We start from the raw sequence: 23,971 nt of genomic DNA on the forward strand, positions 1-23,971 counted from the left end.
ATGGATATGAGTCAATATTTAGGCGTGTTTCTTGACGAGGCAAGAGAACATTTGCAAAACTTGAATGATAAACTGATGACACTGGAGCAGAATGCGGACGATCCTGAACTGATTAATAGTATTTTCAGATCTGCACATACATTAAAAGGCAGCTCCGGACAAATGGGCTTTCAAAACATGATGGAACTGACGCACATCATGGAAAATGTATTCGATGCACTTCGTCATCAAAGTATTCGTGTCAATTCAGAGATGATCGATGTTCTTTTTGAAGGAATGGATCATCTTGAAGCAATGGCCGACTCAATTGAGCAGAGCGGCAGTGATGCATGTGATGTAGCCGCTACCGTACAGAAGCTTCAAGCCATCACTTCGGGTGGACAGACCAATTCGAAACAAGCAGAAAAGAAAACGGAAACGAGTAGTTCCAATGCATCCATTCATGGAGAAACTATAAATCTAACGGATTATGAAAAAGAAGTTATTTCTCAAGTCCAGGAACAAAAAATGCAAGTGTTTGAAACAGTTGTCGTGCTAAATAAAGATTGCGTGCTCAAAGCGGCAAGAGCGTTAATGATCTCCAATGCTATAGAAGAGATTGGGACAATCATCGGCACACGTCCTTCAACAGAAGAAATTGAGAAAGAAGCATTTGATCAGCAACTGGGCTTTCTAATTGCAACGGATACTGAAGAACAGCAAGTTCTGGAAAAAATAAATGGAGTTTCAGAAATTGCAAAAGTTACAGTAACCCCTATAACTACTGTAGAAGAAAAGCAGCCAGTTGAACAGAGTCCGCTGGCACAGGAGATTGGTTCGAAGAAACAGGAAAAACAAGCAAAGGCTCCTAATAAATCGGCGAGTGCTCATCAGCCGGTTGCCGTAGCTAAAACGATTCGTGTAAATCTTGATCGAATTGACCAGTTGTTGAATCTATTTGAAGAATTAATTATTGATCGCGGACGGCTTGAAAAAATAGCTTCCGAAATTGATAGTGGAGATCTTAAAGACACGGTTGGTACAATTAAACGCGTGTCAAATCAGCTTCAGGAAACCATTCTCAATTTGCGTATGGAGCCGATTGAACAAGTATTCAACAGGTTTCCAAGAATGGTTCGCAGTCTGTCTAAGGAACTGAATAAGAATGTAAACTTTGTCATAAAAGGCGCTGAAACTGAACTGGACCGCACAGTAATCGAAGAATTAGGCGACCCACTCATGCATATGATTCGAAATTCAATGGATCATGGCATTGAAACACCGGAAATTAGGATAGAAAAAGGAAAAGACCCTCAAGGAACGCTGTCGCTCAGTGCTTTCTATAGCGGAAATCATGTTTTTGTAGAAATTGAGGACGACGGTGCAGGGATTAATCGAGAAAAAGTACTTTCTAAAGCGATTGAGAAAAATGTCGTCACGAAAGAAGCTGCGAAAAAATTGACTGACAAAGATGTATATCATTTACTTTTCGCTTCCGGCTTCAGTACTGCGGACAAAATTTCAGACATTTCAGGTCGAGGTGTTGGTCTCGATGTAGTTGAAAGCAAGATCCACTCATTAAGCGGCACCGTTGAAGTAGATTCTGCACCCGGAATTGGATCAAAATTCACGGTGAAATTACCATTGACTTTATCGATTATAAATGCACTGCTTGTGCAATGCCATGAAGAAATTTATGCAATTCCTATCTCATCGATTGCTGAAACAGCACTAAAACGAAATATTGAGATGCTGACAATCCATGATCAGGACGTTATGGAATACCATGAACAAATTGTACCGATTGTTAATCTTGATGAGTATTTATCAATTCGCTCTGAAGTTAAAGAGGGCAGTCAAGAGGACAACCAGAGAGGTTCATCTGTAGTAATGGTTCATCATGGCAATAAGCATGTTGCCTTGACTGCAGACAAATTACTTGGCTATCAGGATATTGTCGTGAAACCGCTTGGCAAGTATCTGAAAAATGTGTCGGGTTTTTCAGGCGCAACGATACTCGGCGACGGCAAGGTTGCCTTGATTATTGATTGCCAGGCAATCATCGCAAAACAGAAGAAAAAGTACTTGAAAGAACAAGCTTGAGGAGGGTGTCACATGGCAGATCAGGATGAAATCATGAAGGTAATACTGTTTGAAATGAATGCTGAAACGTACGGAGTACCGGTAGAACAAGTATTGTCCATTGAAAAAGTAGATACCATTACACGTCTTCCAAATGCAGCTTCATTCATTGAAGGTGTGATGAATTTGCGCGGATTAATCATACCCATTGTTGACGTTCGCCGGCGCTTTCAAATGGGTGAATCTGAAGTAACAAAAGAAAGCCGAATCATCGTTGTTGACGTAGAGGAAATGAAAGTCGGGTTGCTTGTTGATACTTCTAAAGAGGTCTTAGATATTGAAAAAGGTAAGATTGAAAAGGCACCGGAAATTATCGGCGGACCGTCTGCGACCTATTTAAATGGCGTCGCTCAAATTGGAGAAAACAAATTGCTGCTCCTCCTGAATCTTGATCAAGTGCTTAATCGAGATGACGTTGCAGCTCTGCAGAAAATAGAGGGCTGATTCATGCACAACTTAAATGAATTGCGAACCCCGCATCTTGATTTGCTTAAGGAATCAGGGAACATCGGTGCTGCACATGCTGCTTCATCTTTGTCCGTTCTATTAAATAAACCGATTGACATGAGAATCCCGTCTGTTCACGTGATGCCCATTGCCGATTTAATTGATAACGACGCTGAAAAACATGTCGCTGCCTCTTACATTCAAGTGGATGGCGGATTTAGGGGCTTTTTCTTCATGATGTTTGCTGTTGATCAGGCGAATATGCTGATAGAAGAACTTGTTCCTGGCAGCAATGTACTTGACGATGCCATGGGCAAATCAGCGTTTTGCGAAATCAGCAACATTCTTTGCGGCTCCTACTTGTCAGCGTTGGCATCTTTTCTCAACATTCCTCTTACCCAGTCACCGCCGGTTTATGCAGTGGATATGGCGGGAGCAATTCTGAGTGAGGGCTTAGTTGAATTATCACTATATGATGAATCTGCACTGCTTATTGATGCTGTTCTCTTTGATCGACAGAGAGGAAGCAGACTGAATGGCGAATTCTTATTTCTGCCCTTTCCTGATTCTTTGGATGCGATTTTTGACATCGCAGAAGGGAAGTATTCCAAGTGATCCACGTCGGTCTGTCTGAGATTAAATTTGCCGAATGCCCGGAGACACTGAAAACACTTGGCCTTGGGTCATGTGTTGGCGTCGTGATTTACCATGATCAGAAACAAGTTGCCGGAATGGCCCATGTTATGCTGCCTGATTCATCGCTCGCTCGAACAACGACGTATCCACTTGGAAAATATGCGGACACTGCTGTCCCTGCATTACTAAAAAAGATGACGGAGTATTATGATTGCCCAATTTCTCAGTTGAAAGCAAAAATTGCCGGTGGTGCAGAGATGTTTAAAACGACGAAATTGCTTTCGATGGGGAGTATTGGAAGCAGAAATGTTGAAGCAGTTAGGAATCAACTCTCTGCGCATCATATTCCGGTAGTTGCAGAAGAAACAGGTGCTGATTATGGACGAACTGTTGAGTTTTTGACGGAAACCTGTAACTTGACGATTCATGCTATATTTAAGGGGAAACGTATCATTTAAGTAAACAAAGGAGGGAAGACAATTGGGAAAGCCCGAAACCATGGAATCAAAGTATTGGGACCGCTGGATTCAGTCCCATGATGCAGAGGCCGCAAATTGTCTTCTTGAACTCTATATGCCCCTTGTTAATTACCACGTACAGCGGATCGGGTCCGGATTGCCGCGAAATATCGACCGTGGCGAACTTCAAAGTTTCGGTTTGCTTGGACTTTACGATGCCCTGGAAAAATTTGATCGTCAGAGAGACTTAAAATTTGATACATACGCATCGTTTCGAATTCGTGGAGCAATTTTAGATGGATTGCGCAAAGAAGATTGGATGCCGCGATCAACACGTGAGAAAAGCAAAAGAATTGAAAAGGCAGCGGAGCAAATTGAACAAGCCAAAATGCGATCTGCAAAACTTGAAGAGGTAGCTGATGTTTGTGGCCTGTCTCCAGAAGAAGTGTCGCAGGTCTTATCCGAGAGCTTGCTGTCCAATCTAATTTCACTTGATGACAGCTCCTCAGGAAAAGGAGGCGAAGGTTCGTCGTCTTCTATTGAAGATAATCATGCGGTGCTTCCGGAAAAACGTTTGGTAGATCAGGAGGACCGGGCACAGCTTGCAAAAGAAATTGACAAACTCAGTGAGAAAGAACGGTTAGTTGTTTCTCTCTTTTATTTTGAAGAACTTACGCTAACTGAAATTGGGCAGATTTTAAATCTATCGACTTCACGTATCTCACAAATTCATAGTAAAGCGCTTTTCAAACTGCGCCAATATCTTAGTGCAAATGAAATGAAAACTACATAAATAATGTGAGGTGAATGCATTGACAGCTTTTTGGGTAACACTTAATTTTGTTTTACTGCTTTTAGCTCTATATCTCATTTTGCATCTCTATCAAAGAATCAGAATTCTGCAGCAAGACCTGTCGTCGCAAAACATTGAAGAAGCCAAAAAAACCTTTGCCGAGCACATTGAGGCAGTTCGCGTGGAAAATGAGCAATTTCTTTCAGAAGTAAGGGCACTGCTAACGAAACATGCTGCTGAACAAGCAAGCGTATCTAAAACTAAGCGTACAAGAAAAACAAATTCAAGAGCGAAAACAGCTGCGTCGAAACAGAAAGAATCTGATACAGAAGGATCAGATCAATCTTTTGCCAAAACGCTAAATAATGCTGAATTGGTGCAATCCATGAGGGAATCAACGAGCAAAAAAACAGACCCATCTGTTAATCTTGAGCAAAGTAACGAAGGATGGATGCCCCCGATCGAGGATATTAAGGACCAAGTAGAAGAATCTCCGTATCTGAAAGCAATGAAATTAAAAAATAAAGGCTATTCAAATACGGAAATTGCTAAAGAAATGAATCGTGGAACCGGCGAGATCGAACTGCTGCTTAAATTGCAAGGAAAAGTTCAATCCTAATCTTGCTATGTTGTTTAGAGTATGGTATAGTTACGTTTGGTGTCAATCACACACGTCTGTTGATTTATGCGCGGGTGCTGAAGCGATTCAGCCGCACACGAAAATGATGCAGACGGAGGAATAAAACCATATTAGGAGGAATTTTTTTCATGTCAGTTATTTCAATGAAACAATTACTTGAATCCGGTGTGCATTTCGGTCATCAGACACGCCGCTGGAACCCGAAAATGAAGCCGTATATTTTTACGGAAAGAAACGGTATCTACATCATTGACTTGCAGAAAACGGTTAAGAAAGTTGAAGAAGCCTATAATTTCGTTAGAGATATTGCTGCTGACGGAGGAAAGATTCTGTTCGTCGGCACAAAAAAACAAGCTCAGGATTCTGTTAAGGCTGAAGCGGAACGTTCAGGTCAATTCTTTGTAAATCAACGCTGGTTAGGCGGAACACTTACTAACTTTGAAACGATTCGCAAGAGAATCAGACGTCTGAAAGATATTGAAAAAATGGAAGCAGACGGCACTTTTGATGTGCTGCCAAAGAAAGAAGTCGTTGGATTAAAGAAAGAATGGGCTCGTCTTGAAAAATTCTTGGGCGGTATCAAGAATATGGAGAGTATTCCGCAGGCACTGTTTGTCATTGATCCGCGCAAAGAGCGCATTGCGATTGCTGAAGCACATAAATTGAATATTCCGATCATCGCAATTGTTGATACAAACTGCGATCCAGATGAAATCGACGTTATCATCCCAGGAAATGATGACGCGATCCGTGCTGTGAAACTGCTGACCGGTAAGATGGCAGACGCAGTTTTGGAAGCAAACCAAGGCGAAGAAACAGAAGAAGCCGCTGCTCAACCAGTGCCGGCTGAAGCTGCTGCTGAGGAACCTGTTAAAGCAGAATAATTAAAGTTAAAGCATTTAGTGGGGTGATAAGGGGCTAGCCCTTTATCACTCTTTTCACGAAAACTTAGGGAAGACAAAAAAGGAGGACTCTCATTGGCTGCAATTAGTGCAAAACAAGTAAAAGAATTACGTGAACTGACAGGCGCAGGAATTATGGATTGCAAACGTGCGCTTGCTGATGCAGAAGGCGACATTAAGAAAGCGATCGATGTGCTTCGCGAAAAAGGCATGGCTAAGGCTGCAAAGAAATCCGGACGTATCGCTGCTGAAGGCTTGGCAGAAATCAAAATAGACGGCAATAAAGCCGTTGCTCTTGAAGTGAACTCTGAAACGGACTTTGTTGCGAAAAACGCAGAGTTTAAGGCACTTATTGATGTGCTTGCTCAGCATCTGCTTGACAATGAACCTGCTACTGTAGAAGAGGCACTTACTCAGAAGACGGCAGCAGGTGAAACGGTAGCCGATACGATTACGGCTGCGATTTCTAAAATTGGTGAAAAAATTTCTTTGCGCCGCTTTTCAATTGTGGAAAAGACTGATGCTGAAGTATTCGGCTCCTATCTGCATATGGGCGGACGCATCGCGGCCTTGACAAAGGTTGCAGGCGCTGATGAAGCCGTTGCAAAAGACATCGCCATGCATGTGGCAGCCATTCGCCCACAATATCTTAAGGAAGATGAAATTCCTGCTGATGTTGTTGCCCATGAAAAAGAAGTGCTGACACAAGAAGCGCTTGGCGAAGGAAAACCGGCAAATATCGTGGAAAAAATGGTTGTCGGCAGAATCAAAAAATTCTTCAAGGAAATTTGCCTTGTTGATCAACCGTTTGTTAAAGACGGTGACGTCACTGTTAAGGAATATCTGAAGAGCAAAAATGCCGACGTCCTTGCCTTTGTACGTTATGAAGTAGGCGAAGGAATCGAGAAAAAAGAAGATAACTTTGTTGATGAAGTAAAAGCACAAATGAAACAATAATTGCGCCTGTAAGGTGACTGTTGAACGACGATATCTATAGCAACCGTCAAATAACCGTTTTGCGGTTTTCAACACCCGATGAAACAGAGCAAGGGATTACAATGGGGCACGGGTTACGTGCCCCTTTTTTTAAAATTATCCAATGAGAGGTGCAATGAAGATGCCGGAAAAGGCGAGATATAAGCGGGTCATTTTGAAACTAAGTGGAGAAGCGCTGGCAGGTGCAAACGGATTTGGTATTGAACCGAGCATAATCCGTTCGATTACAAAGCAAGTCAAAGACGTTGTCGGATTGGGTGTTGAAGTAGCCATCGTTTGCGGCGCCGGAAACATTTGGAGAGGCAAGGCAGGCAGTGAAATGGGCATGGATCGCGCACAGGCGGATTATATGGGCATGCTGGCTACCGTCCTCAATGCGCTCGCTCTCCAAGATTGCCTTGAAGGTATCGGGGTGGAAACACGTGTTCAAACATCTATTGAAATGAGACAAGTAGCAGAACCGTATATTCGCAGAAGAGCGATTCGTCACTTGGAAAAAGGACGTGTCGTTATCTTTGCTGCTGGTACGGGCAATCCTTATTTCTCTACAGACACAACTGCTGCTCTGCGTGCTGCAGAAATTGAAGCTGATGTGATTTTGATGGCGAAAAATAACGTGGACGGCGTTTACTCTGCTGATCCTAAAGTTGATAAAACTGCAAAAAAATATAAAGAAATTTCATACTTGCGTGTTCTTAATGAAGGACTGCAGGTTATGGATTCTACCGCTTCTTCACTAAGTATGGATAACGATATTCCTTTGATTGTCTTTTCACTTTCTGAAGAAGGAAATATTAAGCGTGCCGTTTTGGGAGAAGACATCGGCACAGTCGTAAAGGGGCGATAATTAATGGCTCAATCGGAACTATTTAAAAATGCAGAAGAACGTATGGAAAAAGCTGTTAAGGCATTTCAGCGTGAATTGGTTACAGTTCGCGCAGGCAGGGCGAATCCGTCATTGCTCAATAAAGTAACTGTTGAATATTACGGAGCTGAGACACCTTTGAATCAAGTGGCGTCAATTACGGTTCCTGAAGCACGTTTGCTGCTTGTGCAGCCGTATGATCGTACGGCATTGGCAAATATTGAAAAAGGAATCATGAAATCTGATCTCGGTATTACGCCGACAAATGACGGCAATGTGATCAGAATTGCTATTCCTCCGTTGACTGAAGAAAGGCGCGCGGAACTTGTGAAACTTGTACGCAAAATGGCTGAAGAAGCCAAGATTGCCATTCGCAACGTCCGACGTGATGCAAATGATCAAATTAAAAAAATGGCAAAAAATAATGAACTAACAAAAGATGATGTCAGAGAAGCTGAAGATGATGTTCAAAAGTTGACCAATGACACCATCAAGACGATTGATCAAGTTGCAACAGAAAAAGAAAAAGAAATGATGGACATTTAAGGTAAGAAATAAGCCAAACTGACACCATACACTATTCCAAGGTACATTGTTTGTTTTCAAATAAACTGCGCTCTGGATGTTCAGTATCAGTAATGGGGGAAAATCAATGTTTGAGAAATTTTCCTTACATAGGGAAAAAACGGAGAGTCCGCAGCATGTGAAGGAATCTGGCAGAATGCCGGAGCACGTTGCAATTATTATGGACGGAAACGGGCGTTGGGCAAAAAAAAGAGGACTGCCAAGAATTGCCGGACATCGCGAAGCAATGAAAACGATAAAAAGAGTTACAAGAGAGGCAGATCGGCTTGGCGTAAAGGTTCTCACCCTTTTTGCTTTTTCAACGGAAAATTGGAAACGGCCGAAAGCGGAAGTAGAATTTTTGATGAAACTGCCACAACAATTTTTAAATACCTATTTGACTGAATTAGTAGAACAAAATGTTCAAGTTCAGGCAATGGGTGATTTGTCACGCCTTCCGACATATACGCTGCACGCGATTAAAAGTGCAATTGAGCGTACAAAAGACAACACTGGTTTAATCTTGAACTTTGCACTTAATTATGGCAGCCATGCTGAGATTGTTCATGCCGTGCAGGATATTATTCAAGAAGTGAGCAACCATCATCTCAGTCTTGAAGATGTAACCGAACAGAAGATTGCAGAACATATGATGAGCCCTGCCCTGCCGGATCCTGATCTGTTGATTCGTACTGGAGGAGAGATCAGGCTAAGCAATTTTATGCTTTGGCAGCTTGCCTATACTGAACTCTACTTTTCAGAAGAATTTTGGCCTGATTTTAACGAACGCAGTCTGCAAGAAGCTGTGCATGTTTTTGCAACGAGACAGCGCAGATATGGCGGCTTAAAGGAAGGAAGCGAAAACGATTGAAACAGAGAGTTATTACAGGTATTTTGGCAGGTGCCTTCTATCTAGCTTTACTGTGGATCGGCTCCGTTCCTTTTGCCCTTCTTGCAGCGGCCATAGCAGTAATTAGTTATCTTGAACTTGCTGAAATGAATAAAATGCCTGCCTATTCGCCGGAGGTCCTTATCGGTGCATTAGCGGTTGCAATCATTGTCAGCGGTGAGTGGATATCTCCGCTCATCTTTCATTCGATTTGGCCAAAGCTGGTTGTGCTTTTGGTTCTTCTGCTTGTAAGTTTAAATGTCGTGACTAAAAATCGTTTTTCATTTGCACACTCTGCTTATCTGTTTCTTGCTGTTTTTTACATAAGCATCCCTTTCCAATTACTTGTTCGCATTCGGCTTGACAGCCTCGCTCTTGTATTTTTTGTTCAAATCATTATTTGGACTACGGACAGCGGAGCCTACTTTGTGGGGCGCAAGCTGGGCAAAAATAAACTTGCACCGTATATCAGCCCAAACAAAACACGAGAAGGCTCAATTGGGGCTATAATCGCGGCTTTAGTTGTTGCAGCACTGTTTCAGCTGATTATCGGGTATCCTTTATTTGGGTCATGGCCGATGCTGTTTATGGTTGCTTTACTCATTTCAGTATTTGGACAGCTTGGGGACTTGGTGGAATCTGCGATTAAACGGTTTTATGGTGTAAAAGATTCGGGTACAATCCTACCAGGACACGGTGGTCTGTTGGATCGATTTGACAGTTTAATCTTTGTACTTCCATTATTATATGTATTGGGATTCATCGGATAGGGGGGTCGCATTTTGAAGAAAATCAGCTTGCTAGGGGCAACGGGATCAGTTGGCATTCAAACTTTAAGGGTTGTTCGTGAACACTCGGATCAATTTTCAGTTGCCGCATTGGCATTCGGTCAGAATATTGATGCAGCACTGCCGATTATTCATGAATTCAAACCTCAATTAGTATCGGTTAAGGATAAGCAAGTTGCAGATAAATTGCGGATCCAACTCGATGATGGGATCAAACTTGTTTATGGTATTGAGGGAATGATTGAAGTGGCAGTTTTCTCGGAGGCAGATTTTTTGGTTAATGCTGTGCTCGGAAGTGTGGGACTTGAACCCACACTTGCTGCGATCGAAGCAGGGAAAACCATTGGTCTTGCGAACAAGGAAACGCTGGTTACGGCAGGGCATATCGTGATGAAACGGGCAAAAGATTCTGGTGTGCGTATCCTCACGCTTGACAGTGAGCATTCGGCAATTTTTCAATCCATGCAGGGTCAAGACCGCTCAGCTGTGTCACGCATAATCATTACCGCGTCTGGCGGCAGTTTCAGAGACAAGAATCGCGATGAACTTGCTGGAGTTACGGTTAAAGATGCTCTTAATCACCCAAACTGGTCAATGGGTGCAAAGATCACAATTGATTCGGCTACCATGATGAATAAAGGTTTAGAAGTAATTGAAGCGCATTGGCTGTTTGATCTGCCCTATGAAAAAATTGATACGGTTATTCACCGGGAGAGTATTGTTCACTCGTTAGTTGAATATGCTGATCATAGTGTCATTGCGCAGCTAGGATGCCCCAGTATGCTCGTTCCGATTCAATATGCACTTACCTATCCTTCTCGGCTGGCACTCAAGCAAACGAGAACACTGAATTTATGTGAAATCGGCAGTTTGCATTTTCAAAAAATGGATATGCAACGTTTTCCATGTGTATCATTAGCTTATCAAGCTGGCAAAGCCGGGGGTTCGATGCCAACTGTATTAAATGCAGCAAATGAAGTTGCGGTTCAAGCATTTCTGTCGGAAAAAATTGCGTTTCTTGATATTGAACGCTATGTTGAACAGGCACTTGGGCACCATCAACTTATTAAAGCACCTGATTTAAGGACTATTGAGGCTGTTGATAAGGAAACCCGAGCTTATGTCATGAATCAAATAAATTAAAAGGCAGAGGTGTCTCGCTCGTGGAAACTTTGATTATCGTTATTATCATTTTCGGACTGCTCGTCTCAATTCATGAATTCGGGCATTTGATCGTCGCTAAACGCTCCGGTATTATGTGCCGAGAATACGCGATCGGTTTCGGCCCGAAATTATTTGCGATCAAAAAGGGCGAAACAGTTTATACATTGAGGCTGCTTCCAATCGGTGGCTATGTGCGTATGGCGGGTGAGGATCCGGAAAAAATAGAAATTAAGCCCGGACAGCATATTGCCTTTTTCTTGAATGAACACAACCGTGTATCACGGATCGTGTGCGATCATCTTGAAAAATATCCGGATGCTCGTTTCATTACTGTTGAACATTGCGATTTGGAAAATGAACTTTGTCTCACTGGCTATGAAGAAGAAGAGGGACCGATCGCCCGTTACGCTATTGAGCGAGATGCGACCTATGTATCCGATAATCAAGAATTTCAAATTGCGCCGCGCGACCGCCAATTCGCTTCGCAACCTCTGCTGGCTCGTTTTTTAACTATTTTTGCCGGCCCTTTTATGAATCTGATTTTAGCGGTTGTTATCTTTGTTATTTATTTCAGCATTCAAGGAGTCCCTTCTGATACGCCGCAGCTTGGCAAAGTGATCCAAGGTTATCCTGCTGAGAAGTCTGGCCTGATGGCAGGTGACCATATTATAAAGATCGACGGAAAACAGACAAACAGCTGGGAAAATATCGTTAGCTATGTAAGTAAACATCCTAAAGAAAAAATAAATATTACGATTAAACGTGATGGGCAGCAGAAGCAAATTGATCTGATTACCGGGCAGCGCAAGGGTGAGAATGGCAAGGCGGAAGGTGTTATAGGTGTCTACCAACCGACGCACCATTCCTTTATCGAATCGGTCGGAGCCGGTTTCACACAAACCTATTATTGGATTAAAATGGAATTTGCCGGTTTGAAGATGCTGGTTACCGGTGGTTTCAATTTGAATAATCTTGCGGGACCTGTTGGCATTTATCACGCAACAGGTGAAGTAGTATCACAGGGCTTGTTTTTTGTGTTAAACTGGACTGCTTTTCTCAGCGTGAATTTAGCTGTCATCAACCTGCTTCCGCTTCCTGCTCTTGATGGCGGTCGACTTTTGTTTCTTATTGTAGAAGCTCTGCGCGGCAAGCCTGTTGAGCCTCAAAAAGAAGCACTGGTTCATTTTATCGGATTTGCATTTCTCATGCTGTTGATGCTGCTTGTGACTTGGAATGATCTGCAGAACCTTTTTACGCGTTAGATAATTGATGGAACAAAGAAATGATTTCAACGATTTGAGGTGGTCATTAATGAAACAAAGCCAGATGTTCATTCCTACGATGAAGGAGACACCGGCTGACGCTGAATCTGCGAGCCATCGGCTTCTGCTTCGTGGAGGCTTTATTCGTCAGAATGCGGCAGGCATTTATTCTTATTTACCGCTCGGTTATAAAATTATTAAAAAAATTGAAACCATTATTCGCGAGGAGATGGACGGTGCAGGTTCTCAAGAATTATTAATGCCGGCCATGCAGCCCGCAGAATTATGGCATGAAACAGGACGATGGGATGTATACGGTCCTGAATTAATGAGACTTAAAGACCGCCACGGTCGCTATTTTGCACTAGGTGCGACAGGCGAAGAGTTGATTACGAGTTTAGTTCGCGATTTCCTCAATTCCTATAAGAAATTACCTATGAATGTGTATCAAATTCAAACGAAATTTCGGGATGAAAAGAGACCACGTTTCGGCCTGCTCCGTGGGCGCGAATTTATCATGAAGGATGCCTATACATTCCATGATTCTGCAGAAAGCTTGGACAAGGCTTATTGGGATATGTATCACGCGTATTGCAGAATCTTTGAACGGTGCGGATTGAAATTCCGTGCGGTATTGGCAGATTCCGGGGCGATCGGTGGTAAGGATACGCATGAATTTCAGGCGCTTGCCGATATTGGCGAAGACACGATTGCTTATTCCGACAACTCCGATTATGCGGCTAATTTAGAAATGGCTGAGGTGCTTGACACGGATGCATCTGAAAAAAGCGATTCATTGCCCCTAGAAAAAGTTGACGGAAATCAAGAAATTGACGGAGAGATTAAGATTGCTGCACATTGGTTTAAAACTCGAACGGAGACAGTCGTTGTATTCATAAAAGCTGAAGATGAAATCAATGATGTCAAAGTTAAAAATGTGCTTAACACGGATTTGATTGAACCGCTTGAAGAGGTAAATCCGGACGCAATCAATCCTGAAAAAGGTGTTCTTATTTTCGCAGATAATGCGCTAAAACATCTGTCTTCTACTGTATTTTACAATGCAGCTGAGAATACGACTTATTTTCATCTTGATCCTGATCGTGACTTGGCAATTCAGCAGTATGGTGATTTGCGTTTCATTAAAGAAGGTGATCCGTCACCAGACGGACAAGGCAATATCAAATTTGCACGAGGCATTGAAATTGGTCAAGTGTTCAAACTCGGGACAAAATATTCTGAAGCCATGAACGCAACATATTTAGATGCCAATGGTAAGGCGAAACCACTTATTATGGGTTGCTATGGAATTGGTGTTTCCAGGACACTTTCGGCTGTATGTGAACAATATCATGATGATAACGGAATGATTTGGCCGAAATCATTAGCACCGTTTACTATTCATTTGATTACAGTCAATCCGAAAAATGATGAACAGTTTAAGTTATCCGATGACCTGTATCAGCAGCTTATTAATCAGGGCTATGATGTACTTTGGGATGATCGGAAAGAACGTCCCGGTGTTAAATTTGCCGATAGTGAACTGATTGGCTGCCCGGTTCAGGTGATTGTTGGGAAAAAGGCGTCTGAAAACATCATTGAACTTGCTTCACGCAGGGAAAAAGAACGTGTCGAGACGCCGGTCAGCGAGTTGCCATTAGCAATTAGCGACTTGCTGCAAACACTCGATTAATTTTTGAAATTCTAAGGAGCCGTCTGCGCTCCTTTTTTTATTCAATTAGGAAGTAACGGTTCGTCAATAGCAATCTCTTGAATGTTTTAGTAGAATTATAGAGAAAGGAGTTGGGACGATGTCCGACGCAACATCCAAAACGGAGCGCTTTGCAATGCTCCTTAATCATATTGAAACGCCACAGGAATGGATTGATCGCTACTTTGATCAGGGTGAAATTGAGAAACTCTCGGTATTTCGCACAGAGAAGCGATGGCATTTTGAATTTCAGCTTGATGATATTCTGCCATACCAGGTGTATGAATGGCTGGCAGCCAATCTTCAAAAGCATTTTCAAACCGTTGTTCCCAATGTCACTTTCACCATTCAGTCACGAAAATCTGAGGGTGCTGATCCGAACTTTGCTGATTATTGGAAGCCGATCAGTCAGCAGCTGAGTCAGGAGTTTCCTGCATTAAAGATGTGCTTGTGCAGGCAACAGCCTGAACTTCATGACCGCCAACTTATCTTTGCTGCAAACAGTGAAACGGAAGCGGGACTGCTAAAACGAAAAATACCCAAGGCACTAAATGAAAAAATTCGCGTTTTTGGATTCCCTCCAATTTCGCTGGATATAAAAATAAATTCTGAAGATCGTTCAAAAGCTTTTGATACATTTGTTAAACAACGTGAGGCTGAAGATCAGCAAAAAGTAGTAGAAGCGATGGTTGAACGGCAAAAGAAAAAGGATGCAGAGGATACATCAGGCGGTGTTGATTCAGGGCCGTTTAAAATTGGCTATGATATTCGTGATGAGCCTGTGTCCATAGAAACAATTCAGGATGAGGAGCGCAGAATAACCATTCAAGGCTATGTCTTTGATTCGGAAATTCGAGAATTGCGGAGCGGTCGTACTTTACTCCTTTTTAAAGTAACCGATTATACTGATTCGCTTATGGTCAAGGTTTTTTCGCGAGACAAAGAGGACGCGGCAAAATTTGGCACTATGCAAAAAGGTATGTGGGTTAAAGTGCGCGGCGGTGTGCAAAATGACAGCTTTGTCAGAGACTTGGTCATGATCGCAAATGATATTGAAGAAATTACGCCAAATAAAAAAGAAGACACGGCACCGGAAGGACATAAGCGTGTGGAATTGCATGCACATACTGTGATGAGCCAAATGGATGCCGTAGTTACTGCTTCAGCATTAATCAAACGCGCGAAGCAGTGGGGACATCGCGCTATTGCCATTACGGACCATGGTGTTGCTCAATCTTATCCAGAAGCCTATTCTGCCGGACAAAAGAACGGTATAAAGATAATATACGGAGTTGAAGCAAACCTGATCGATGACGGTGTGCCGATTGCTTATAACATGGCACATCGCCTTCTCTCAGATGATACATACGTTGTATTTGACGTGGAAACGACAGGTTTATCCGCAGTCTACGACACAATTATTGAACTTGCGGCCGTTAAAATAAAAAATGGCGAGGTATTGGAGAAATTTGATCAATTTGCTAACCCGCATCATCCACTACCGCAGAAAATTATTGAGTTGACCAGTATTACAGATCAGATGTTAGCGGATGCCCCTGATGCGGATCAAGTGGTTGAAGAATTCAAAGCGTTTGCCGGAGATGCAATTCTTGTTGCACATAATGCTACTTTTGATATGGGATTCCTGAATACTGCCTACCAAAAATTAGGACATGAAAAGGCGGATAATCCGGTCATTGACACTCTTGAACTTGGGCGCTTTCTTTACCCTGAGTTTAAAAATCATAAACTGGATACGTTATGTAAGGCTTTCAACATCGAACTGACCCATCACCACCGTGCGATTTATGATACAGAGGCAACAGGCTATCTTGCCTGGAAGATGTTGAAGGATGCTGCTGAAAAAGGAATGATCTATCATGATCAGCTTAATGATAATCTAGGTAAGGGAAACATGGATCGCATCCGTCCTTCTCACATCATTCTGCTTGTGAAGAATCAGACGGGACTTAAAAATTTGTACAAATTAATATCAATTGCACACGTTAAATACTTCTTTCGAGTACCAAGAATTCCGCGTTCCGTGTTAAGCAAATACCGTGAAGGATTGCTCATCGGATCAGGTTGTGACAAAGGTGAGTTGTTCGAGACGATGATGCAGAAGTCAGCTGAACTTGCCGAGAAGGTCGCAGAATTCTATGATTATATCGAGATTCAGCCTCCGTCCAACTATCAGCACCTTGTTGAAAAGGGCATTGTTCGCGATGAACTCGCACTTAAAGATGTCATGATTAAATTGGTGAAACTTGGCGAAAAAATGAACAAGCCGGTTGTCGCAACCGGGGATGTTCACTATCTTGATGAACATGACAAGATTTACCGGAAGATCCTGATCACTTCCCAAGCTGCCAATCCGCTTAATCGTCAAACTCAGCCGGATGTACATTTTCGGACAACGGATGAAATGCTCGACTGCATGAGTTTCTTAGGAGAAGAGAAGGCCGAACAGGTTGTTGTGGACAATCCAAACGCGATTGCTGATCAAATTGAAGATGTGTTGCCTGTCAAAGATAAACTTTATACGCCGACCATCGACGGTGCTGAAGATGAAGTTAAAGAAAAAACGTATAGCCGAGCACATGCGCTTTACGGAGAACACCTTCCGGAACTCATGGAAAAGCGGCTGAATAAAGAACTGAAAAGCATTATTGGTCACGGTTTTTCAGTCATTTATCTCATTGCGCACAAGCTTGTGAAAAAATCGCTTTCCGACGGCTATCTGGTTGGATCACGAGGATCCGTCGGATCGTCGCTTGTTGCGACGATGCTGGAGATTACTGAGGTCAATCCGCTGCCGCCGCATTACCTGTGTCCGTCATGTCATCATGTTGAATTTTTCACAGACGGCTCAGTTGCCTGCGGTTTTGATTTGCCGGATAAGGCGTGTCCTGAATGCGGCACGGCAATGACAAAAGAAGGCCATGATATACCTTTTGAAACGTTTCTCGGATTTAAGGGTGACAAAGTGCCCGATATTGATTTGAACTTTTCAGGTGATTATCAACCCGTTGCACATAACTACACAAAGGTACTTTTTGGTGAGGACAAAGTATTCCGTGCCGGTACAATTGGTACCATTGCCGATAAAACGGCTTACGGTTATGTCAAGGGTTATGAAGAAGATACTGGTGCAAGCTTCAGAGGCGCAGAACGTGACAGACTCGCGGCAGGCTGCACAGGAGCAAAACGCACAACCGGTCAGCACCCCGGCGGAATCGTCGTTGTTCCGCGTGATATGGAAATTTTCGATTTTACACCTGTTCAATTTCCAGCGGATGATAAGACAGCAGAATGGAAAACAACGCACTTCGATTTTCATTCGATTCACGATAATATACTGAAACTTGACATTCTCGGACACGACGATCCGACCGTGATTCGTATGCTTCAGGATTTGAGCGGCATTGATCCAAAGACCATACCGACGGATGATAAGGAAGTCATGAAGATTTTTAGTACAACTGAATCGCTTGGTGTTACTGGTGAACAAATTCGCTGTAAGACAGGAACGCTCGGCATTCCGGAATTCGGCACACGATTTGTGCGCCAGATGCTTGAGGACACTAAGCCGACGACTTTCGCCGAACTAGTCCAGATCTCAGGTTTGTCACACGGAACCGATGTATGGCTGGGCAATGCTCAAGTACTAATTGAAGACGGAACTTGCGTCCTTCGTGACGTTATTTCCTGTCGTGATGATATCATGATTGATTTGATGCACCAGGGACTTGAACCGTCGCATGCATTCAAAATCATGGAGTCCGTGCGAAAGGGCAAAGGACTAAATGATGAATGGATAGACGAAATGAAGGAGAATAACGTACCAAGCTGGTATATGGATTCATGTCTTAAGATCAAATACATGTTTCCAAAGGCGCATGCGACCGCTTATGTTTTAATGGCAATCCGGATTTCCTATTTTAAGGTACATTATCCTGTCTTATTCTATGCAACCTATTTCACTGTTCGGGCTGATGATTTTGACGTGGATGTTATGAAGCGCGGATCTGATGCGATTCGACTCAAGATGGATGAAATTGAGAAAAAGGGCAATGACGTGCTTCCTAAAGAGAAGAGCTTGTTAACCGTCCTGGAAGTTGCACTGGAAATGTGTGAACGCGGACTCAGTTTTCAATCAGTTGATCTATACCGTTCAGATGCGACGCGTTTTCTTGTCGAAGGAGATACACTCATTCCACCTTTTAATGCGATTCCGGGCGTCGGTACGAACGCTGCAAAAGCGATCGCCAAAGCACGAGAAGACGGAGAGTTTTTGTCGAAAGAGGACTTGCAGAGAAGAGCGAAAATATCGAAGACAGTTCTTGAATTTCTTGATGGTCAAGGCTGTTTGGAAGGTATGCCGGATGCGAACCAGCTGTCTCTGTTCTGACATTATGGTTTTCTTGCCTTGAGCAGATGGGTATGATATAGTGTTTATGGAAATACTGGAAATAGTTCGTCTGCAAAGAGTGGGAAATTCCCACTCTTTCATTTTCAAAAGGAGGCTGAAAATGGCTAGCGTTGTTGCGAAGATGACAGATGACTTGATTTCCCCGATTTTGCGCGAAATGAATCTGGAACTCGTTGATATCGAGTACGTCAAAGAGGGCAAAAACCGTTTTTTGCGCGTTTTTATTGATACCCCTCAAGGCGGCGTCGATCTGGATACGTGTGCGGCTGTCAGCGAAAAACTGAGTGAAGTTCTCGATGAGAAAGATCCGATAAAAGAAGCTTACTTTCTTGAAGTGTCTTCACCAGGTGCAGAACGCCCGTTGAAGAAGTTCGGAGACTTCGAGAAAGCTGTGGGAAAAGATGTCCATCTGACCACCTATGAACCTATTGATGGTGCCAAAGTATTCGAGGGCAACCTGACTGAAGTGAACAAGGATTATGTTGTACTCGCAATCAAGAACAAAACGAGAGTGAATCATGTAACTCTTCCCTTTGACAAGATTGCGAGCAGCAGACTTGCGATCATTTTTTAGTATAGAACTGCCGAGAAAAAGGGGAGAACAAAATGAGCAGTGATTTATTAGAAGCGCTCACCGCACTGGAAAAAGATAAAGGGATCAGCAAAGAAGTTCTGCTGGATGCTTTAGAAGCTGCACTTATTTCCGCGTATAAACGAAATTTTGATCAGGCGCAGAATGTGCGGGTGGATATTAATGAGGGTTTGGGACAGATCAAGGTATATGCCCGAAAAGAAATCGTTGAGGCAGTTGAGAACAATAACCTGCAAATTTCACTAGAGCAGGCAAAAGGCTTGAATCCTCATTATCAAGTCGGCGATACTGTAGAGATTGAAGTGACCCCGCGCAATTTTGGGCGTATTGCTGCACAAACAGCAAAACAGGTCGTCACTCAGCGCGTGCGAGAAGCTGAGCGCGGCGTGATTTTTTCTGAATTTATTGATCGTGAAGATGATATTATGACGGGAATTGTTCAAAGAATCGATCATCGATTTATTTACGTCGATTTGGGTCGTGTTGAAGCGCTGCTTCCACAGACAGAACAAATGCCGAATGAAACCTATCATCCGCACGACCGCATCAAAGTCTACCTGACGAAGGTAGAAGACGCGAAAAAAGGACCGATGATTACGGTGTCTCGGACTCATCCGGGTCTGCTTAAGCGTTTATTTGAATTGGAAGTTCCGGAAATTTATGATGGAACAGTTGAAATTAAATCAATCTCTCGAGAAGCTGGCGATCGCTCGAAAATTGCAGTACATGCAGCGGATCCTGCAGTGGATGCTGTCGGTGCATGTGTTGGGCAGAAAGGTGCTCGCGTACAAACCATTGTTAATGAACTGAAAGGCGAAAAAATTGATATTGTTCGCTGGTCAGAAGATCCGGTAACGTATGTCGCGAATGCACTGAGTCCTTCAAAAGTGGTAAAAGTGATTGTAGATGAAAAGGAAAAGGCGACAACGGTCGTTGTTCCTGATTATCAGCTTTCGCTTGCCATTGGCAAACGTGGACAGAATGCCCGTTTGGCAGCAAAATTGACCGGATGGAAAATTGACATAAAGAGTGAGTCCGAAGCAGAAGAGATCGGTCTCTTTGATGATGAAACTGTTTCAGAGACCGGCGAAGTTCAGTCTGAAGACTTGATTGATACATCTGCGGATTCTGAGGATTCACCTGAAAACGAGCAAGGCTAAGGAGGCTATTTCAATGCCGAAACAGCGAAAGATTCCGTTGCGAAAGTGCATTGCCTGCCAGGAATCAACCGAAAAAAAAGGCCTTTTCCGTATCGTTCGTTCTCCTGAGGGAGAAGTATCTCTTGATTTGACGGGGAAGAAAAACGGACGTGGCGCATACCTCTCCAAAAAAACAGAATGTGTTCAGAAAGCGAAAAATAAAAACCTGCTCTCCAGGCAATTAGGCGTTCCTGTGCCTGAACATGTTTTTGATGAAATGCTTGACTATTTGGAGACACATACGGCCGATGTCCAATAAAGAATGGATGCAATTTCTGGGACTCGCACAGAGGGCGGGAAAAGTAAGCTCCGGAGAGGAAACCGTTCTGCGTTTGATTCGCCAAAACAAGGCTGAGGCGGTGCTTTTATCGGCCGATGCTTCTGAGCGAACTAAAAAGACAATTGGAAATAAGTGCAGCTACTATCATGTTCCGCTTTTGACCGTACCGGATAGAGAGGTGCTCGGCCAAGCGATCGGTCAGCCTTCGCGCGTGATCATAGCGGTCACGGACAGTGGTTTCGCAGGCCGGCTGATCGAAAGGATCGGACCATCAACACGGGGGTGAATATATGAGTAAAATGCGCGTATATGAATATGCTAAAGAACATCATGTATCGAGCAAGGTTATTATATCGAAATTAGAAGAATTGGGATTTGACGTTAAGAGTCATATGTCTATTATTGCAGAAAATGCAATGAATCAGTTGAATCGAAAAATGAACGGAGGCGCAGTTTCTTCTGCACAGAAAGTGACTGCGAAACCGAATAAAAACAAAGCAGAGGGTCCAGTGAATCAAACAAAAACAAAAGAAAAGAAGCCAAGCCAGACAGAGTCGACATTCAGGAACAAGGATAAAAGTTCAAGACCGGTGAACGGACGGCCTAACGGAGCCGGCAGTAATCAAAAATCTGCTGGCAGCAACCGTAATAATAATGAGCGCAATCGTTTCGGGGGAAACGGCAATAGCAACAACAATAATAACTATGGCGGTGGACGACGAAACGGGAACAGATTTCGGAATAACAGGCGTAAAGGCGGAGCTCAGCAAGCCAATCGTCAACGCCTTGAAATCAAATTGCCGGAAAAAATTACGTTGTCCGGATCTCTAACTGTCGGTCAATTTGCTGAGAAGCTGGGACGGCCGTCCACTGATATTATTAAAAAATTGATGGCCCTTGGTGTCATGGCAACGAAAAATCAAGACTTGGACAAGGATACGATCGAACTCCTTGCCAGCGATTACGGTGTTGCGGTTGAAGAAGAGGTTATTATCGATGAAGCAAGTTTTGAAGATGACGGACTTGAAATCGATGAAAAAACCGCAATTATCCGCCCGCCTGTTGTCACAATTATGGGTCACGTCGATCATGGGAAAACAACCCTGCTCGATTCGATCCGTCATACGAAAGTAACCGCAGGCGAAGCAGGCGGTATTACACAGCATATCGGTGCCTATCAAGTCATGCATAACGGCAAAAAAATCACTTTCCTTGACACACCTGGCCATGCCGCATTTACTACGATGCGTGCACGTGGAGCGGAAATTACAGATATCACGGTATTGGTTGTTGCTGCGGATGACGGAGTGATGCCTCAAACAATAGAGGCCATTCATCACGCACGTGCAGCAAAAGTTCCGATTATTGTCGCGGTTAATAAGATTGATAAGCCAAATGCAAATCCTGATCACGTCATGCAGGAACTCTCCGATCAAGGTCTTATTCCTGAAGATTGGGGCGGAGATACCATTTTTGTGAAAATTTCTGCTAAAAAGGGTACGGGGATTGATGATCTGCTTGAAATGATCCTGCTCGTTGCAGAAGTTGAGGAATTTAAAGCGAATCCTGATAAATCAGCAAGAGGGGCAGTCATTGAGGCTGAATTGGATAAGGGAAAAGGGCCGGTTGCGACTTTGCTCGTCCAAAATGGTTCGCTTCATATCGGCGATCCTATTGTTGTCGGAAACACATACGGACGTGTACGTGCGATGGTCAATGATATTGGCAGGCGCGTGAAAAAAGCAACGCCGTCAACTCCTGTTGAAATTACAGGATTGAATAATGTACCGCAAGCCGGCGATCAATTTATTGTATTTGATGATGAGAAGAAGGCACGTCAAATCGGAGAAATTCGTGCAGAACGTGCGCTCATCACAGAGCGAAAGGAAACAACAAGCAAAGTAAGCCTCGACGATCTGTTCGAAAAGATCAAGGAAGGCGAAATGAAGGAAATTAATCTTGTTATTAAAGCAGATGTACAAGGATCCGTCGAAGCTCTGTCCGGTTCGTTAAAGAAGATCGATGTCGACGGAGTAAAAGTGAATATTATACATGCCGGTGCCGGCGGAATCAGCGAATCGGATATTATTCTTGCATCAGCTTCTAACGCAATTATCATCGGGTTCAATGTTCGTCCGGATAATCATGCTCAAAAAGTTGCTGAAGAAGAAAAAGTGGACATTCGCTTATACCGTGTTATTTATGATGCTATTGATGAAATGGAAGCCGCTATGAAAGGAATGCTTGATCCTGAATTTAAGGAAAAAGTTGTCGGTCAGCTGGAAGTCCGTACGACTTTCAAAGTATCCAAAATCGGTACCATTGCCGGTTGCTATGTTACCGACGGCTTGATTTCCCGCGATGCAGGCATTCGGCTTGTGCGCAACGGTGTCGTTATTTATGAAGGTCATGTCGACACATTGAAACGATTTAAAGATGACGCTAAAGAAGTTAAAGCCGGTTTTGAATGCGGCGTAACATTGGAAAACTTCAATGACATCAAGGAAGGCGACACAATGGAAGCCTATGTAATGGAAGAGGTCAAGCCTAAGTGATCGTCGGCATTGTACGTTGTGAATGCATGCTCTTCAGTGCGCACTCGTTGAAGGAAAAACGTTCGGTTATTCAGAGCATTTTGAGAAAAGCAGTAAACGGACATAATCTTTCAGCCAGCGAAGTGGATTTTCAGGATACATGGCAACGCACAGAGCTTGCCTTTGCTTGTATCGGAACTTCGAAGACAGCTGTTGAGCGTGAATTGGCACGTGCGCTTTCATTAATTGATTTCAAAACAGAAATAGAGCGAACGAATACAATTTACGAATGGTTCTAAAAAGGAGGCTGACTCCATGGCCAATTTAAGGGTTCATCGCGTCGCCGAACAGATGAAAAAGGAAATGACTGATATTATCGGCAACAGAATTAAAGACCCGCGTGTTGGTTTCGTGACTGTAACCGGAGTTGATGTGACAGGCGATCTTCAAGAAGCGACGGTTTACATCAGTATATTCGGCGATGATGAGAAAAAGAAAGCATCTCTCGAAGGCTTGAACAAAGCGAAAGGTTTTGTTCGGACAGAAATCGGGAAGCGAATCCGCTTGCGTAAAACGCCGGAAATTTCTTTTAAGGTTGACGAGTCTGTGGAATATGGCAGTCACATCGATCAATTGATTAATAAATTGCATCATAAAGATTAACAAATGTTTATAAACGTGCCTTTCAACCACGATGT

The 23,971-nt window shown here is 43.3% G+C and carries 23 protein-coding genes; all 23 read left to right on the forward strand.

Annotated features, from left to right (window positions below; genetic code table 11):
* Positions 1-2,082, forward strand: a complete 2,082-nt coding sequence (locus NOM01_RS03060; RefSeq protein ID WP_255746292.1) for a chemotaxis protein CheA — start codon at positions 1-3, stop codon at positions 2,080-2,082.
* A 12-nt stretch (positions 2,083-2,094) separates the two neighbouring features.
* Positions 2,095-2,565 carry a chemotaxis protein CheW gene (locus tag NOM01_RS03065; protein ID WP_255746294.1) on the forward strand — a complete coding sequence of 157 codons (471 nt, stop codon included), beginning with the start codon at positions 2,095-2,097 and terminating at the stop codon, positions 2,563-2,565.
* A gap of 3 nt (positions 2,566-2,568) precedes the next feature.
* Positions 2,569-3,183: a chemotaxis protein CheC gene (locus NOM01_RS03070; RefSeq protein ID WP_255746296.1), complete on the forward strand. Its 615-nt coding sequence runs from the start codon at positions 2,569-2,571 to the stop codon at positions 3,181-3,183.
* Positions 3,180-3,662 (forward strand): chemotaxis protein CheD, encoded by a 483-nt coding sequence (locus tag NOM01_RS03075; protein WP_255746298.1) that lies wholly within the window; start codon positions 3,180-3,182, stop codon positions 3,660-3,662. Before NOM01_RS03070 ends, NOM01_RS03075 begins: the two co-directional genes overlap by 4 nt.
* Before the next feature lie 40 nt (positions 3,663-3,702).
* Positions 3,703-4,455 (forward strand): FliA/WhiG family RNA polymerase sigma factor, encoded by a 753-nt coding sequence (locus tag NOM01_RS03080; RefSeq protein ID WP_255746624.1) that lies wholly within the window; start codon positions 3,703-3,705, stop codon positions 4,453-4,455.
* Positions 4,456-4,474: 19 nt separating this feature from the next.
* Positions 4,475-5,074, forward strand: coding sequence for a hypothetical protein (locus NOM01_RS03085; protein WP_255746301.1), 600 nt, complete (start codon positions 4,475-4,477; stop codon positions 5,072-5,074).
* Positions 5,075-5,223: 149 nt separating this feature from the next.
* Positions 5,224-5,979 (forward strand): 30S ribosomal protein S2, encoded by a 756-nt coding sequence (gene rpsB, locus NOM01_RS03090; RefSeq protein ID WP_255746303.1) that lies wholly within the window; start codon positions 5,224-5,226, stop codon positions 5,977-5,979.
* A 93-nt stretch (positions 5,980-6,072) separates the two neighbouring features.
* The gene (gene tsf / locus NOM01_RS03095; RefSeq protein WP_255746304.1) at positions 6,073-6,954 is read left to right on the forward strand and encodes a translation elongation factor Ts; all 882 of its coding nucleotides are present in this window, start codon (positions 6,073-6,075) and stop codon (positions 6,952-6,954) included.
* 160 nt (positions 6,955-7,114) lie between these two features.
* Positions 7,115-7,840, forward strand: coding sequence for a UMP kinase (pyrH, locus tag NOM01_RS03100; RefSeq protein WP_370645909.1), 726 nt, complete (start codon positions 7,115-7,117; stop codon positions 7,838-7,840).
* Between the two features lie 3 nt (positions 7,841-7,843).
* Positions 7,844-8,404, forward strand: coding sequence for a ribosome recycling factor (gene frr, locus NOM01_RS03105; RefSeq protein ID WP_255746307.1), 561 nt, complete (start codon positions 7,844-7,846; stop codon positions 8,402-8,404).
* A gap of 106 nt (positions 8,405-8,510) precedes the next feature.
* Positions 8,511-9,293, forward strand: a complete 783-nt coding sequence (locus tag NOM01_RS03110) for an undecaprenyl pyrophosphate synthase (RefSeq protein ID WP_255746309.1) — start codon at positions 8,511-8,513, stop codon at positions 9,291-9,293.
* On the forward strand, positions 9,290-10,081 hold the full coding sequence (locus NOM01_RS03115; RefSeq protein ID WP_255746311.1) for a phosphatidate cytidylyltransferase: 792 nt from the start codon (positions 9,290-9,292) through the stop codon (positions 10,079-10,081). Before NOM01_RS03110 ends, NOM01_RS03115 begins: the two co-directional genes overlap by 4 nt.
* 12 nt (positions 10,082-10,093) lie before the next feature.
* Positions 10,094-11,242, forward strand: coding sequence for a 1-deoxy-D-xylulose-5-phosphate reductoisomerase (locus NOM01_RS03120; RefSeq protein ID WP_255746313.1), 1,149 nt, complete (start codon positions 10,094-10,096; stop codon positions 11,240-11,242).
* Positions 11,243-11,262: 20 nt separating this feature from the next.
* Complete coding sequence (gene rseP, locus NOM01_RS03125; protein WP_255746315.1) at positions 11,263-12,525, forward strand: RIP metalloprotease RseP; 1,263 nt, start codon at positions 11,263-11,265, stop codon at positions 12,523-12,525.
* A 49-nt stretch (positions 12,526-12,574) separates the two neighbouring features.
* The gene (locus NOM01_RS03130; protein WP_255746317.1) at positions 12,575-14,218 is read left to right on the forward strand and encodes a proline--tRNA ligase; all 1,644 of its coding nucleotides are present in this window, start codon (positions 12,575-12,577) and stop codon (positions 14,216-14,218) included.
* 118 nt (positions 14,219-14,336) lie between these two features.
* A complete protein-coding gene (locus tag NOM01_RS03135) occupies positions 14,337-18,647 on the forward strand; it encodes a PolC-type DNA polymerase III (protein WP_255746320.1) in 4,311 nt (1,436 codons plus the stop codon).
* 121 nt (positions 18,648-18,768) lie between these two features.
* Complete coding sequence (gene rimP / locus NOM01_RS03140) at positions 18,769-19,242, forward strand: ribosome maturation factor RimP (protein ID WP_255746323.1); 474 nt, start codon at positions 18,769-18,771, stop codon at positions 19,240-19,242.
* 32 nt (positions 19,243-19,274) lie between these two features.
* On the forward strand, positions 19,275-20,420 hold the full coding sequence (nusA, locus tag NOM01_RS03145; protein ID WP_255746326.1) for a transcription termination factor NusA: 1,146 nt from the start codon (positions 19,275-19,277) through the stop codon (positions 20,418-20,420).
* Between the two features lie 13 nt (positions 20,421-20,433).
* Positions 20,434-20,718, forward strand: coding sequence for an RNase P modulator RnpM (gene rnpM, locus NOM01_RS03150; RefSeq protein ID WP_255746328.1), 285 nt, complete (start codon positions 20,434-20,436; stop codon positions 20,716-20,718).
* Positions 20,708-21,025, forward strand: coding sequence for a YlxQ family RNA-binding protein (locus NOM01_RS03155; RefSeq protein WP_255746331.1), 318 nt, complete (start codon positions 20,708-20,710; stop codon positions 21,023-21,025). Before rnpM ends, NOM01_RS03155 begins: the two co-directional genes overlap by 11 nt.
* A gap of 4 nt (positions 21,026-21,029) precedes the next feature.
* Positions 21,030-23,294, forward strand: coding sequence for a translation initiation factor IF-2 (gene infB / locus NOM01_RS03160; RefSeq protein WP_255746334.1), 2,265 nt, complete (start codon positions 21,030-21,032; stop codon positions 23,292-23,294).
* Entirely contained in the window at positions 23,291-23,572 is a 282-nt protein-coding gene (locus tag NOM01_RS03165; protein ID WP_255746337.1) for a DUF503 domain-containing protein, read from the forward strand. The genes infB and NOM01_RS03165 overlap by 4 nt, the downstream gene beginning before the upstream one ends.
* A 16-nt stretch (positions 23,573-23,588) precedes the next feature.
* Positions 23,589-23,936: a 30S ribosome-binding factor RbfA gene (gene rbfA, locus NOM01_RS03170; protein ID WP_255746339.1), complete on the forward strand. Its 348-nt coding sequence runs from the start codon at positions 23,589-23,591 to the stop codon at positions 23,934-23,936.
* The last annotated feature ends 35 nt before the right edge of the window (positions 23,937-23,971 follow it).

It is taken from the genome of Sporolactobacillus sp. STSJ-5 (assembly GCF_024385605.1).
GTDB lineage: Bacteria > Bacillota > Bacilli > Bacillales > Sporolactobacillaceae > Sporolactobacillus.